Source organism: Flavihumibacter sp. UBA7668, from assembly GCF_002483205.1.
In the GTDB taxonomy this organism is placed as follows: Bacteria; Bacteroidota; Bacteroidia; order Chitinophagales; family Chitinophagaceae; genus Flavihumibacter.
Map to the genome: position 1 here is coordinate 44,210 of NZ_DLHM01000003.1, position 15,376 is coordinate 59,585.

Annotated in this window: 12 protein-coding genes; 5 read left to right on the forward strand and 7 right to left on the reverse strand. The window is 42.7% G+C overall.

Annotated features, from left to right (window positions below; genetic code table 11):
* Window positions 1–14: 14 nt before the first annotated feature.
* Entirely contained in the window at window positions 15–2,897 is a 2,883-nt protein-coding gene (gene gcvP, locus B2746_RS05920) for an aminomethyl-transferring glycine dehydrogenase (RefSeq protein WP_290791930.1), read from the forward strand.
* Here gcvP and B2746_RS05925 read toward each other — a convergent pair whose 3' ends face one another.
* The gene (locus B2746_RS05925) at window positions 2,898–3,761 is read right to left on the reverse strand and encodes a polysaccharide deacetylase family protein (protein ID WP_290791932.1); all 864 of its coding nucleotides are present in this window, start codon (window positions 3,759–3,761) and stop codon (window positions 2,898–2,900) included.
* Window positions 3,762–3,870: 109 nt separating this feature from the next.
* Here B2746_RS05925 and B2746_RS05930 point away from each other — a divergent pair, with 109 nt between their 5' ends.
* Both B2746_RS05930 and B2746_RS05935 read left to right on the forward strand, forming a co-directional pair.
* The gene (locus B2746_RS05930; protein WP_290791934.1) at window positions 3,871–4,521 is read left to right on the forward strand and encodes a DnaJ domain-containing protein; all 651 of its coding nucleotides are present in this window, start codon (window positions 3,871–3,873) and stop codon (window positions 4,519–4,521) included.
* A 9-nt stretch (window positions 4,522–4,530) separates the two neighbouring features.
* Window positions 4,531–5,661 (forward strand): lactonase family protein, encoded by a 1,131-nt coding sequence (locus tag B2746_RS05935; RefSeq protein WP_290791935.1) that lies wholly within the window; start codon window positions 4,531–4,533, stop codon window positions 5,659–5,661.
* Between the two features lie 2 nt (window positions 5,662–5,663).
* Here the strand turns inward: B2746_RS05935 and B2746_RS05940 are convergent, their stop codons facing one another.
* A complete protein-coding gene (locus B2746_RS05940; protein ID WP_290791936.1) occupies window positions 5,664–7,061 on the reverse strand; it encodes a serine hydrolase domain-containing protein in 1,398 nt (465 codons plus the stop codon).
* A 7-nt stretch (window positions 7,062–7,068) separates the two neighbouring features.
* Window positions 7,069–8,121: a DUF4421 domain-containing protein gene (locus B2746_RS05945; protein ID WP_290791937.1), complete on the reverse strand. Its 1,053-nt coding sequence runs from the start codon at window positions 8,119–8,121 to the stop codon at window positions 7,069–7,071.
* A gap of 56 nt (window positions 8,122–8,177) precedes the next feature.
* On the opposite strand from B2746_RS05945, the gene B2746_RS05950 reads away from it, so the two are divergent.
* A complete protein-coding gene (locus B2746_RS05950) occupies window positions 8,178–10,064 on the forward strand; it encodes an ABC-F family ATP-binding cassette domain-containing protein (protein ID WP_290791938.1) in 1,887 nt (628 codons plus the stop codon).
* A 71-nt stretch (window positions 10,065–10,135) separates the two neighbouring features.
* Here the strand turns inward: B2746_RS05950 and B2746_RS05955 are convergent, their stop codons facing one another.
* Complete coding sequence (locus B2746_RS05955) at window positions 10,136–11,350, reverse strand: MDR family MFS transporter (protein WP_290791939.1); 1,215 nt, start codon at window positions 11,348–11,350, stop codon at window positions 10,136–10,138.
* Between the two features lie 65 nt (window positions 11,351–11,415).
* Window positions 11,416–12,150: a DUF4197 domain-containing protein gene (locus B2746_RS05960; protein ID WP_290791940.1), complete on the reverse strand. Its 735-nt coding sequence runs from the start codon at window positions 12,148–12,150 to the stop codon at window positions 11,416–11,418.
* A gap of 118 nt (window positions 12,151–12,268) precedes the next feature.
* Between B2746_RS05960 and B2746_RS05965 the strand changes: the two genes are divergently transcribed.
* Window positions 12,269–13,054: an FKBP-type peptidyl-prolyl cis-trans isomerase gene (locus B2746_RS05965; RefSeq protein ID WP_290791941.1), complete on the forward strand. Its 786-nt coding sequence runs from the start codon at window positions 12,269–12,271 to the stop codon at window positions 13,052–13,054.
* 207 nt (window positions 13,055–13,261) lie between these two features.
* On the opposite strand, the gene B2746_RS05970 is transcribed toward B2746_RS05965, so the two are convergent.
* Together B2746_RS05970 and glgP are read right to left on the reverse strand one after the other, a co-directional pair.
* Window positions 13,262–13,594, reverse strand: a complete 333-nt coding sequence (locus B2746_RS05970) for a PKD domain-containing protein (RefSeq protein WP_290791942.1) — start codon at window positions 13,592–13,594, stop codon at window positions 13,262–13,264.
* A gap of 86 nt (window positions 13,595–13,680) precedes the next feature.
* On the reverse strand, window positions 13,681–15,342 hold the full coding sequence (gene glgP, locus B2746_RS05975; protein WP_290791943.1) for an alpha-glucan family phosphorylase: 1,662 nt from the start codon (window positions 15,340–15,342) through the stop codon (window positions 13,681–13,683).
* Window positions 15,343–15,376: the final 34 nt, after the last annotated feature.

Sequence of the window (15,376 nt, forward strand, 5' to 3'; positions counted from 1 at the left end):
TAACCGCACACATTATGAATTTATTCCAAGCACAGTCGAATGAATTTCTTGGCCGTCATATTGGAACCCTGGCAGATACCGATAGCATGCTGGCAACCATCGGTGTAGGTTCCCTGGACGAACTGATAGACAAAACCGTACCTGCCAGTATCCGTTCAAAGGGTACCTTAGCCGTTCCTGATGCAGTAAGTGAGGCGCAGTACCTGCGTGATCTGAAAGCTGTTTCCATGAAAAACCAGGTATTCCGGAATTTCATTGGTCAGGGGTATTATGATACCATTACGCCCAGCGTAATACTTCGGAATGTTTTTGAAAATCCGGGATGGTATACCCAATACACCCCATATCAGGCAGAAATTTCACAGGGACGACTGGAAAGCTTGTTGAACTATCAGACAATGGTAGCTGATTTAACCGGCCTGCCCCTGGCGAATGCATCCCTGCTGGATGAAGCAACTGCTGCAGCAGAAGCCATGAATATGTTTTTTCACCATGTAAACCGGACGGAGCAAATCAACCAACCCCGGTTTTTCGTTGATGCTTCTGTATTCCCTCAAACAATTGATCTGATTTATACCAGAGCCATTCCCATTGGAATAGAAGTAGTAACAGGCGATTACAAAACTGCCACCATTGACAGCAGCTATTTTGGCGCACTTGTACAATATCCGAACAGCAAGGGAAGCATTGAAGATTATCGCAGCTTTATAAAATCTGTGCATTCGGTTGGTGGATTTGTTGCGATGGCGACCGATCTGCTGGCACTTACACTTTTAACACCACCCGGTGAGTTGGGTGCAGATGTAGCCCTCGGATCTGCCCAGCGTTTTGGTGTTCCTTTAGGATATGGTGGTCCGCATGCTGCATTTTTCAGTGCGAAAGACGAGTTCAAAAGAGCCTTACCCGGCCGTATAATCGGAGTTAGTGTGGATGCAAGCGGTAATCGCGCCCTGCGTATGGCACTTCAAACAAGGGAACAACATATCAAGCGGGAAAAAGCTACTTCCAATATTTGTACAGCTCAGGCTTTACTGGCCAATATGGCCGCTATGTATGCTGTATATCATGGTCCGGATGGTCTGTTACAAATTGCCAAAAGGGTTGCCTTACTTACTAAAACCCTGGCAGAAGCTCTGCAGGATTTGGGTTATTCCATGGAGGAAGCACATTATTTCGACACGCTTCAGGTGAAAGTTTCCAATATTGTTGCAATTCGCGAACTGGCCGAACAGCAGAAAATCAACTTCCGTTATCAGGATAAGATTGTTGGACTGTCGCTCGACGAAACCACCACTCAGGCAGATTTGCTGGATATTTTACATGTTTTTGCAACTGCTGCAGGCACTGATACAGCCGGACTCACCTTTAATTACGATGCGATTCTCGATACAATACCAGGCAGCCTTACCCGAACATCTGACTACCTGACTCATCCTGTATTCAATACACATCATAGTGAAAGCCAGATGATGCGGTATATGAAATCATTGGAGAATAAAGATCTTTCTTTAAACACTTCCATGATTTCTTTGGGAAGCTGTACTATGAAACTGAATGCAGCAACTGAAATGATTCCACTGAGTTGGGCACATTGGAGTAAAATGCATCCCTTTGCACCGGTAAACCAGGCCGGCGGTTACCAGCAAATCATTTCTGAATTATCAAAATTCCTTTGCTCAATAACTGGTTTTGATGCTTGCAGTATGCAACCCAATAGTGGTGCACAGGGCGAATATGCCGGCTTATTAACCATCCGGAATTTTCACCTGGCAAATGGCGATTCAAATCGTACAGTCTGCCTGATTCCAATATCTGCCCATGGAACCAACCCGGCTTCAGCAGTTATGGCCGGCATGAAAGTGGTAGTGGTGAAAGCCCTTGATAACGGATACATCGATGTTGCCGATTTCAAAACAAAAGCTGAACAATATAAGGATGTATTAGCCGGAACAATGATAACCTACCCAAGTACCTACGGAGTGTATGAGGAAAGCGTAAAAGAAATCTGCGAAATCGTTCACCAGTATGGTGGTCAGGTATACATGGATGGTGCCAATATGAATGCACAGGTTGGACTGACATCACCCGGATTGATCGGAGCAGATGTTTGTCACCTGAACCTGCATAAAACATTTGCGATTCCGCATGGTGGCGGCGGACCAGGAATGGGTCCTATCTGTGTAAAGCAACATCTGGCCAATTACCTGCCCGGACATTGGTCTACAGGCAATATAAATCCGGAAGATTCCGGTGCCGTATCTGCTGCCCCCTATGGATCAGCCTCCATCCTGTTGATAAGTTATGCCTATTGCAAACTCCTGGGAGCAAAAGGCTTGAGAAACGCAACAGAATATGCGATCCTGAATGCCAATTATATGAAAGCCAGATTGGAAAAAGCCTATCCAATTTTATATACCGGAGAAAACGGCACCTGTGCGCATGAATTTATTGTAGATCTCCGTCCATTTAAAACATCCGCAGGAATTGAAGCAGAAGATATAGCCAAACGACTGATGGATTATGGTTTCCATGCTCCTACCATGAGTTTTCCTGTACCGGGAACCATCATGATTGAGCCAACGGAAAGCGAAGACAAACCGGAGCTGGACCGATTCTGCGATGCCCTGCTTTCAATACGTAAAGAAATAGCTGCCATTGAAGAAGGCCGCGCAGATAAAACAAATAATGTTTTGAAGCATGCTCCGCATACGCAGGTAATTATTACGGCAGACGAATGGAACCGACCTTATGGTCGTCAGGAAGCAGCCTATCCATTACCCTATGTATTGGAGAATAAATTCTGGCCAAGTGTCAGCAGGGTAAATAATACCCATGGCGACCGGAACCTGATTTGCACCTGCGAACCGGTAAGTTCCTATGCAGAAGAAACAGCCTGATTAAAAACCCGATTTCATACGTGTCAAGAGCTGGGTACCTGACCAGGTACCCGGCACTATGATGCGGCGGATCGTATAGAGCGGGTCATTCTCATCTCTGCCTGTGGATAATATAAAGGCGGATTGTATTCCTCTTTTCTTTAATTCAGGAATGGCTTCGGGATTCCATAATCCAAAAGGATAAGCGAAATGCGTAACCGGCTTTCCTGTAATTTTTTCAAGGTTAGCTTTTGGCTTTTCGATTTGTTTCACCCATTCATCCCCCACATATTTTTTTACATTGTGGTGATCCCAGGTATGTAAACCAATGGTATGCCCATCGTCAGAAAGGGCTTTTATCTGCTCTGCCCTCATGTAATTAGGACGATTAATCGCCACGGTCATAATAAAATAGGCAGCTTTCATTTTATATGGATCCAATATTTCACGGGTGATATCAAACTGCTCATCACAACCATCATCAAAACTGATTAAAACCGATTTTTCAGGTAAGTCCTGACCGGTATACAGGTATTGCAACAGCTGATCAGGCAGAATTGTCTGAAATCCACTATCATGAAGGGCTTTCATCTGATCGCGAAAAATGTCCGGAGGAACGATATAGGCTTTGGCAGTGGGACTATCTCCCGGCTTGTAAGGTCTGATCTGGTGGTAGCAAAGAATCGGCACCTGCTTCCTTGCCAGAATGGAACTTGCACTGCTATCAAAAACAGGTTTAGCATGGTGTGCAAATTTTGCACTATCTATTTTTGATAATCCGGTGACTTCTTCCTCTGCAGGTGTGGGATTTCCGGAGGCGGATCCACAGGCATGCAGGCCAATCAACAAAACAGCATAACAACAGGTTTCGAGCCAGGACTTCATTTTTACCACCATTTTGGTTTAACTATTGGATTTTCCATACAAATAACGGTAGTATCCGGCATTTCTTATCATAGTGGATAAAAAAACGGAAACCTTTATCTTCGTTTTCATGCCGGTTAAAGATTATTATCAGGTTCTGGAAATACCGTACAATGCCACTGAATTGGAGATTAAAAAAGCCTATCGGAAACTGGCCATGCGTTATCATCCCGATAAAAATACCGGTAACCCATTGGCGATCCAGCATTTCCGGGAAATTCAGGAAGCCTATGATATACTTTCCAATCCGGTAAAAAGAAGCGAATACCATCAAATCAGGTGGCAGCATGAAGGCTTTCAGAATCGATTTGTTTCTCCTACCCTGGTAACGCCGGAATTATTATTGCAGGAAGCAAAAAAAATCAACAGATTAGTAAGTCAGATGGATGTATTCCGAATGAATCAGGAAGCACTGCATCAGGAATTAAGTCAACTAATGAATTCCAAACATTGCTTAGTGTTGCAGGATTGTCCATCGGAAAATTTATTAAAAGAATTCATTTTAAGTGTATTGAAGTCAATGAATCCATTAAAATTCCATTATTGGAGAACACTCATTCCATCATTGGTAAAAATTGCCGGAATAAATAACCAGTTGCTTGAAATTATTTACCAAAACGAAAAGAAAAAGAAGAAAGAATTCCTGTTGATGAGATTGCAACCACTGATAATATTGTTAACAGTTGCATTAATATGCATACTGATTTACTTAATTGCCTAATTTACCAATATGAAAAAACGAACTCTTCTTTTATTGCTTACCATATTAGTTACGGTTATGGCCTATTCTCAGGATTATTTTCTTTATACTGGCACTTATACAAATGGAATGAGTGAAGGAATTTATATCTATAAGATTTCAGTTCCTTCAGGCGAAACCGTACTGGTAGATGTAATAAAGGGAATTGAAAACCCCTCTTATCTGGCAGTAACCAAAGACGGACAATATCTTTACTGTGTATCAGAAGATGGTAAGGATCATAAGGGTATGATCAGTGCCTATAAATTGGATCCATCAACCGGAAAGGCAAGTTTTCTGAACAAAAAAGAAAGCCGGGGTGAAGGTCCCTGTTATATAGCTATTTCAGAAAATCGCAAATGGGTAGCTGTCGGTAATTATGGTGGTGGCAACCTGATTACCTATGCTATTGATAAAGAAGGAAAACTTACTGATCAATACCAGTTGGTTCATCATGATGGAAAAAGCATGAACCCAAAACGACAGGATAAGCCGCATGTGCATTCTACCAATTTTACACCGGATAATAAATATCTGTTGGTGCCTGATTTGGGTACTGATAAAGTCATGATTTATTCTTTCAATGAAAAGAAAAAAATGCCCCTGGGTGGAACAGAACAGGGATTTGCAAAAATTACCGATGGCAGCGGCCCACGTCATCTTGATTTTCATCCCAATGGAAAATGGGTATATGTAATTGAAGAAATGGGAGGCACCATCAGCAGTTGGAAATATGGCACTGGTAAACTGGAAAAATTTCAGCATATAGATGCACATCCATCCAATTATGAGGGTACCAGAGGAAGTGCTGATATTCATGTTTCGCCTGATGGAAAATTTCTTTATGCATCTCACCGCTTTGAAGCAAATAACCTGTCGATTTTTTCAATTGATGAAAAAACAGGTATGCTTCAGACTGTAGGGTTTCAGGATCTTCCGGGAAAGAAACCAAGAAATTTCACCATTGATCCAACCGGTCAATTACTATTGGTAGCCAATCAGGACTCGAATGATATCACGGTGTTCAAACGGGATTTTGGAACAGGAAAATTAAGCGTTCTTCCAACTGAAATAAAAGTAGGAAGTCCGGTTTGCCTGAAGCTGGTGCCAGTTGGAAAATAGAATCAATTGATAACTTCCAGTATTCCATTAACAAAAGTTTGGGTATCGAACCATTTGCTATTGGCAGTTTGACCTAATCGAACAATCACAAGATCTTTTGATGGAATGATATAAACATGCTGCCCTTCAAAGCCGTTAAAATAATAGAGATCGGCCGGCAGTTGGGGAAATTTTCTGTTAGCCGGATTTCCAGGTGCGCCGGCATTTAACCAGATCTGGTAACCATACTCACCTACGGGAGCAACCGAAGCTGGTTTTGTAGCAAGTTGAACCCAATTTTCAGGAAGGAGCTGCTCTCCCATCCAGTTACCATTTTGCAGGTATAACAGTCCAAGTCTCGCCCAATCGCGGGCATTGGCAAAAACATAGGAAGAACCTACAAAATTACCGGAAGCATCCACTTCCATTACCGGGATATACATGCCCAATTTGTAAAACAATCGTTCATAGGGATACCGATGGTAAAGACTATCTCCAAGTGAGGTCCGGATAATCCCCGAGAGAATATTACTATTTCCACTGCTGTAATAAAAAAGAGTACCCGGCTTATCCTTTAAGGGATGGGCAGCGGTATAATCGGCCATATTAGCCTTTCTAAACAACATATTGGTAGCATCCGAAGATTTACTATAGTTTTCTTCAAAATCCAATCCACTGGTTTGTTGCAATAAATGCTGGACAGTAATTTTTTCCCTGCCATCCTTTTCAGTCAGCCATTCTTTTACAGGTGCCGGCTGATCAATTGAAATCCTTCCCTCTTTTACCAGTATTCCTATGAGGGTTCCGGTAATTGATTTGGCCATGGACCAGCTTAAATGCCTGTGATGCCGGTCGTATCCCGGAGCATATTGTTCAGCTACCATTCTTCCTTTATGAAGCACCACCACTGCACGTGTACGCAGGGGTTCATCCGGTTTTTGATCGGTAAATGCAAATTGAATAGCGGTACGTATGGATTGTTCAAAAGCAGAAGCATTTTGCAAAGCAATACCAGTGTCAGCAGGAATCCGATCTCCCATCGGCCAGTCAACAGTATCCGGATTAATGGAAGGTAACTCAGCCAGCTGCCAGGCTTGTGCTTTGATTTCATCCAGACTCAATTCATTTACTAATGTGCAGCCCAATCCAGGGCGGAATACCGCTGTTTGTTTAGCCATCCCCGCAATGGCTGCGGTTATTGTACTATCCGGGTTGATGGTTAAACTTGCCAGTTGGAGGGGAAATTTCCCTAATTCCTGTTCCTGAACCGATTTTAGATCACGGTCTCCCAGGTACATGCAGGAACAGGCCATTTTTGCACTATACCCGGTAATAATGGGAAAAGAATTCCATAGATAATTAACCAGGTAGGTGAAAGCAAAAAGAAGAACCAGCAAAACAACCCTTTTCAACCATTTCATGCTTACTTTATTTTGGATCCAGCCATTTTAATTTGCGTTTCAGTTTGGTACCCGGATTAAATCGTTTAGCCAGTGTGAGCCGATAATTTCCTGTATTAAACTGATAATCGTTTTTTGAACTGGCGCCTTTCACCAAAATAGTATTTCCAACCAGTGAAAAATTCAGGTTCCAGGTATTACTATTATAACCTACCACTCCCCGGTAAATAAAATTCGGACTGAGGGTTATTTTATCACTACTTCTATCGCCATAAAACTCTCTCGAAAGACCAAAATCCATATTTAAGGTGGCTGCTCCTGTCATGAACCAATGTTTTTTAAGAACCAGCGTATAGGCATAACCGGCACCCGGACCCAATTCCAGAAAGCGGATTCGTTTTACTTCCCGCTGATCATAGCGATCCGCAAGTAAGGAAGGAACCAGGACTGAATCGCCCGATACAGAGCCGGCATAAATTTCACCTCCAAACAAAAAAGTACCTGCTGATTTTTTTTGCCATTCACTTTGTAAAAATGCAGCGCGGTACGAAAATCGTTCACCGTTTCGCAAATTATAGACAGCCAGTCCAAATAAGGAGATCCCCAGGTCGGGTCGCAGATAATAGGCTTGTGAATTATTATTTCCCAGTCCTTTTGGATTCAGGAAATAGCCTTTATAAAATTGTCCGAAAAAATCGATGGTCCAGTTGCGGGTATAGATATGGCTTTGCAAATCAAGATACCTGGTTTTTCCTTTGCCTTTTTCAGGATTTAAAAAAGGGAAACCATAGGCCAGATTAAGAGTAAAGTTTCTATAAGTAGCGCCCACCCCCATATTCAGGGTGGTATTTGGCCGGTAGCGCAGGTTGGCAACGGATTTATCTCCCCCAAGGTGAATGGAAGTATATTTTCTCGAAAAATAGTAACGCCCGGTTAAAAGACTGTCATAGGTTTGAATATAGGCCGGATCAGCCTGGTCAGCAATTGCAACCAGATCAGGATACTGAGCTGAGGCGCAAAATGGCGAACAACCAGCCATAAGGCAAAGGATCGTTTTATGAAGGCGGAAAATCAGTCCCATATCAGGTTCACAAATTTGCAGCAATTTGTTGGCACTCCCCTACTTATCTTTGCGAAATGCATTATGTATCGGTAGAAGGGTTAGGAAAGAGTTATGGCATCAAGCCACTGTTCGAGAATATTTCCTTTCATATAGAAGAAGGTGACAAAATTGCCCTTATAGCAAGAAATGGTTCAGGAAAATCCACTTTACTTAAAATTTTGGCAGGCAGGGAAACTGCCGAAAATGGAACCTGTTGGATCAATAAAGATGTAACGGTGGCATTATTTGATCAGGAACCTGTTTTTGAAGAGGATAAAACAATACTGGATAATATTTTCCAACATAATCATCCTACACTCAATGCGATCAAGGCTTACGAAAAAGCAAGTGAAGAGGAAGATGGTGATGCCATGGGGGACGCCATTGAAAAAATGGACGATACCGGTGGATGGGATTTTGAAGCCAAGGTGAAGCAGATCCTGGGAAAGCTGAATATTCACCACCTGACCCAGGTAGTGGGTACGCTTTCCGGCGGACAAAGAAAGCGAGTGGCATTGGCCCGAACCCTAATTGATATAGGATTCGATCACAAGCATACGCTTTTGATCATGGATGAGCCTACCAATCACCTTGATATTCAAACTGTAGAATGGCTTGAACATTTTTTGAATCAGGAGAAAGTAACCCTATTACTGGTAACGCACGATCGCTATTTCCTGGACGCCGTTTGTGAAGAAATCTGGGAACTGGACGGCAGTGAACTATATACCTATAAAGGTGATTATGAAACTTATATAGAAAGGAAATCAGCCAGAATGGAGCAACAGTCCGCTAGTGTAGATAAGGCACGGAATATTTACCGGAAAGAGCTGGAATGGATGCGGAAACAGCCCAAGGCAAGAACCACCAAATCAAAAAGCCGAATTGATGCGTTTACAGAAGTTGAATCAAAGGCCAAACAGCGGTTGGAAGAGCAGGCTTTACAGTTGCAGATGAAGATGAACCGCCTGGGCGGAAAGGTAATCGAGCTTAAAAAAATCAATAAAAAATACGGTGAAAAAGAAATTCTGAAAGGATTTGATTATACGTTTAAAAAAGGAGATCGTATTGGGATTGTTGGACCGAACGGTGTAGGCAAATCCACTTTTTTAAATATTCTGCAAGGTCTGGAACAGGCAGACAGCGGCAAGGTTAATATTGGTGAAACAATTGTTTTCGGCTATTATTCACAGGATGGACTCACTTACAAAGAGGATATGCGGGTAATTGAATACGTGAAAACATTTGCAGAAAACTTTCCGCTTGCTGACGGTGGTAGTCTGAGTGCCTCCCAATTCTTACAGTTATTTCTTTTCAGCCCGGATCAGCAATACAGTTATATCAGCAAACTGAGTGGTGGTGAAAAAAAGCGATTGTTACTACTCACTATTCTTTTCAGAAATCCGAATTTTCTTATTCTGGATGAGCCAACGAATGACCTGGATCTGCCTACACTAGCCGTGTTGGAGAATTTTTTATCGGAATTTCAGGGTTGTATTTTAATTGTTTCGCACGACCGGTATTTTATGGATCGGCTGGTTGATCATCTGTTCGTTTTTGAAGGAGCTGCCACCGTTCGTGATTTCCCTGGCAATTATACCCTCTATCGGATCTGGCAAAAAGAACAGGAACAAAAAACTGTTTCCGTCATTCCGGAACAGCCGAAACAAATAGAAACAGAAACAACCAGTACCACCAACTCTGCACCGAAGAAAAAATTCTCCTTTAATGAGAAACGTGAGTTTGAACAATTGGAGAAGGAAATCCCATTATTGGAAAAGGAAAAAGCAAAACTGAGTGAGCAGATGGCAGCAGGTTCGCTCGATTACAATCAGCTTCAGGATCTGGCAAACAGGATTGGAAAAATTACACAGGAGCTGGAAAATAAGGAAATGAGGTGGCTGGAATTAAGTGAAATGTGAGAGGTGAAAGGTGAAAGTTAGAGGTGAAAGGTGAAAGGTGAAAGTTAGAGGTGAAAGGTGAAAGGTGAAAGTTAGAGGATGCGGCGGCGTTTGAAATGCCAGAATGCAAGGGCTACCAGGGTACAGATACAACCATTAACAAACCAGGTGAAACGAAATCCATTGGACTCAGCCAATTGGGAAGACAACATTGGTCCGAGGGTTTGTGCTGCAGACCAGGCCATTGTATACAAGGCCGCATATTGACCTCTGTTATGGGCACTGCTCCGATTAATCCAGAAACTGTTCATGAATGGCATTGCCAGCATTTCACCTGCAGTAATAATGGTAATAAACACAAAAGCGATGGGGAGTCCGATTGTTCCGAGTCCAAGCAACAGATAAAATACTGCTACCAATGCTACTCCCATGGCGATATAGGTTAGCTGGTTTCTGCGGCCCTCCAACTGATATATCAGGATCATTTCAACAAAAACAATAAGTACCCCATTGTAAGCCATCAGCATACCAATCTGAGGTTCTGAAAAATGAAGCGTCTGTCGGAAATAAACCGTAAGAGTTGTGAAAATTTGAAAAAAACAGGCAGCAAATAAGGTAACCAAAATTATAAACAAAAGGTAGGCTTTGTCTTTATATACGGTTGGTCCGGGTGGGATGGCAGCGGTTTTATGCTTTTGCTGTCTGGTATGATGATCAGCCGCTTCGCGTAAAAAAACAACCATTAAAATGGCAGCTAAAAAATTAGTAATGCCATCGATCCAGAATAACCACTGATAGCTGAATTTGGCTATAATTCCACCCATTGCACTGCCAACTGCCCAACCCAGATTTACTGCCAGCCGGTTGAGGGAATAGGATCTGGTTCTGTTTTCCGGTGTACTATAAAAGGCAATAGCAGTTGAATTTGCAGGACGAAACGCTTCGTTAACAAAACTCAGCAAAAAGGTAAAAAGACAAATAAAGGGGAAGGATTGAATAAAGCTCAATACCCAGAATAAAATGGCACCACCGCCCAGGGCAACCATCTGGACTTTATAAAAGCCAATCTTATCCGTGAGTTTCCCTCCAACAAAAGCACCGGCAAATGCTCCAATTCCAAAGCAGCCGAATACAAGTCCGGCATCTCCTATTGAGTAGCCCATTTCCGGACTGGTCATATACAGAGATAGAAAGGGCACTACCATAGTACCGCTCCGATTGATCAGCATGATCAGGGAGAGCAGCCAGGTTTCCCGGGACAAACCGGAATATGCACCGCGATAAGCAGAAAAAGTTCGTGAAAGCATAAGGCGGCACAAAAATATTCTGTGCCGCCTTTACTTGGTTACCGTTTAACAAGATTTAACGGATATTAACTGCCGAATACTTTTTTGAGAATATCATTTACCCTGGCAGCAGGATTAGTTCTGATTTTTTTCTCTTCGTCTGCCACATAATAGAAAATACCATCGATGGCTTTATCGGTTACATAGGCAGAAAGATCGGGATTTACTTTTTTAAAACTCACTTTATTATAGGCGTCAAATACAGCTGTCCAGTATTTGGTGGCACCTGTTTTTTCTAGTGAGGATTCAATAACCGGCCGGAAAGCGGACATTAATTCAGGCGAGGTTGATTTTCTCAAATAACCGGTGGCTGCTGTATCAGTACCACGAAGGATACTTAATCCGTCCTTTACGGTCATGTTTTTTACTGCACTAACAAAAATAGGTGCTGCTGATTTGGAAGCATCTTCCGCTGCCCGGTTGATGCTTAGAATGGCATCATCCACCAGTTTACCCATGCCGAGCGCACGTAATTTTTGTTCTACCTGCTGAGCTTCCGGGGGCAATAATACTTTTACGGCTGCATCTTTGAAAAATCCATCTGCAGCAGAAAGTTTGTTGGCACTGTTTTGGGTACCGACTGCAAGTGCTTCTTTAAGGCCGGCAACAATATCTTCAGAGGATAAACCACCTCCTGATTTGTTTTTATTCAGGAGTCCACCGGCTTTTTTCAGAATGCTGCCACCGCCACTTTCACCGGTTTGGGCCTGGGTGGTAAAAAATAGGGATGTAGCTAAAAAGGAGAGTACTAGTTTTCGCATAGGAACTTATTTAATCAATCAATTACACTAAATTAAACGTATCTCAACAAAGAATAGATGTATCCAACCAACAATTAATGTTAAAAAGGATAGTAAATTCGACCCTTCAAAATAATCTATGCGTAAAATTCTTGTATCCTCCGGATTTCTTTTATGGGCAACCTGTTCAATAGCCCAGACCAGTGGGAAACCCAAAACGGCTACTCCGGTTAAAAAGCCAGCTACTAACACAGCAGCAAAACCAGGAAGCAAATCCGTAACCAAACCTCCTACAAAAACAGCAACAGCAGGCGCACCGGTTCTGAAAACGGCTAAAGACAGTATGAGTTATGCCATTGGTATGAGTCTGGCTAATTTTTATAAAGACCAGGGCATATCCGATATCAATACAGGCTTGGTTTCCAGAGCTTTAAATGATGCATTAAAAAATCAACCAACATTGCTCACCGAAGAACAAATGAATATGAGTATTACCAATTATTTACAGAATTTAAAGAAAGAAAAATCAGCTGCAGCAAGAAAGCAGGGCGCTGATTTTTTGGCAGCCAACAAAACCAAACCAGGTGTGGTTGAATTACCCAGTGGCCTGCAGTACCAGATCATTCAGGAAGGAACCGGACCCAAACCCGGTTTAACGGATAAGGTAAAATGCCATTATCATGGAACATTGCTGGACGGAACCATATTTGATAGCTCGGTAGATCGCGGACAACCCATCGATTTTCCGGTTAACGGCGTGATTCGCGGTTGGATTGAAGCCCTTCAATTGATGCCGGTTGGCAGTAAATGGAAACTCTTCATCCCGGCAGATCTTGCTTATGGTGACCAGCAGGCGGGAGCCAAGATTGCCCCCGGATCTACCCTCGTGTTTGATGTGGAGTTGATAGAAATTGTCGGAAAATAGGAAAAGGAGACAACGGAGGAAAAGGAGACAAAGGAGGAGAGGGAGAAAGAGGGGAATGGGAGAAGATTAACACTAAAAAAGCAAAAGACCGGAAGTCTCCGGTCTTTTGCTTTTTTATTTTAAACAGTACCATAGAAGGACTGTCCAAGTTTTATTTGGTTTTTTCTCACTTCTCACTTCCCACTTCTGATGTCTCACCTTCACTTCTCACTTTACTATAAGTTTCACTTCGTCAGATGACACCCCACCTTTATCGTCCATAACAGTTAGGCGGAAGGAGTAGGTTCCTTTTTGAACTTTGTTGAGGCCGGTAATGGCAGCACCTGGGTTAATTATTTCAACGGGATTACCGGCAGTCTGGGTCCAGTGATATCTGGAAATAATTCCATCCGGTTCGCGTGAACCGGTGCCATCCAATTGAATAAATTCATTTGAGGAAACCTGGCTATCATCCCCTGCATGGGCAGTTGGCGGGATATTGCCATTATTTGAATAGGCCGAAGCCAGGAACAGCGAAGCTGTCAGAAGGATCAGATTCATAGTACGGATTTTTTACTGAAACTAAAACGTCTGACAGTTCGCTATTATTATGCCAATTCTGAAAGGAGATGCTAAAACTCTGCTAATTAACCGGCATTGTATAATAAATCATAGTATTCATGTGCCATACGGTTGCTGTCGAATTGAAAACGGACATCCCGCATTCCGTTCTTCACAACCTGCCTCCAGGTATCCCTGTTGTTATAGTAGAGGGGTAAAATCTGCTCTTCCAGAATCCGATATAACATATGCAGATCATATTCATCCTGTTCATGAGTATTCATATTGGCGTAATCCGCTTTTGGAATTACGAATCCATTGTTCCCGTGATTCACGAATTCCGGGATCCAGCCATCATCTGTACTGAAGTTGGCTGCACCATTCATAGCGGCCGTCATTCCGCTGGTTCCGGACGCTTCACGGGGTACTCGTGGATTATTTAACCAACAATCGGCGGCCTGTTTCAATCTTTTAGACAACGCCAATTCATATCCGATAACCACGGCCATATTCCGGTGGTTCCGGCTCATATGAACCAGGTGATTAAAATCATTAATAGCCGGATAATCCATCGGATAGGGCTTTCCTGCCCAGATTATTTGAACGGGGTATTTACTGTTTTCCAGTAAACGGGTAAATCGTTGAATATCCCGTGTAATCATATCAGCCCGCTTATAGCCGGCAAACCGACGTGCCCAAACAATGGTAAACACATCCGGATTAAATTGTTTTCCGGTCTGGTCTGCAACAATTTCAAAAGCCCTACGCTTAAGGTGCCGTTTGCGGTCATCAAACTGATAATCATTGCCCTCTTCCATGAAGCGATACAACTGCTTATCTGCCCAGTATTTCCAGTTTTGCGCATTTGTAATGGAGAGAATTGGGCAAATGCCAGTATGTTTTTCCCACATAGCCCTAGATACATAGCCATGTAATTGGGAAACTCCGTTTGCGATCCTTGCAAATCTTAAGGCTACCAGAGAATGATTGAACTGATCATCCTGAATACCCGTCAACTGACGAACTTCATCCAGTGACAGTCCACAGAAATAACTCATTTTATGGCAGAGATAGATATCGTGTTTTTCATTGCCGGCTTCTTCCGGGGTGTGCGTGGTGAATACCAGCCGTTTCCGTACTTCCTGGAGATTGTTTCCAAATCGGCGATATAAATAGAATGCGGCACTGATTCCATGTGCTTCATTCAGGTGATACACATCCGGAGTAAAGCCGATTTCATCCAGCAATTTAGCCCCTCCTACTCCCAGTAAGATAAACTGGGCAACTTTGGTGGCCACATTGGCATCATACAGTCTGTGGGTGATGGTTTGTGATACATAATCGTTCTCCGGCAAATCCGTACTCAACAGAAAAAGAGGAGCTGATTGAAAGGTATCCGGAGGCAGGTACCAAACTTTTACCCAAACCGGATGATCATGAATGGAAATCTGAAATTTAATGCCGGTATCCTGTAAAAAACTGTATTGCTTTTCCATCCAGGTAACCTGAAGGGTTTGATCCTGATTCCGAGCCTGATCATAATAGCCAAACTTCCATAAAATCCCGATTCCAATAAGGTTTTGCTTTAGTTCATACGCACTTCTTAAATGCGAGCCTGATAAAAAGCCTAAACCACCACTGTATATTTTCAAAGGTTGATGAATGGCAAACTCCATGGAGAAATAGGCAATCTTCTTTGAATAACGTTCTTCTCCCTGATAGGGAACACTGAAATTTCTAAAACTCATATGGCATCATTGGTTTTATCTAATGTGTATTAAA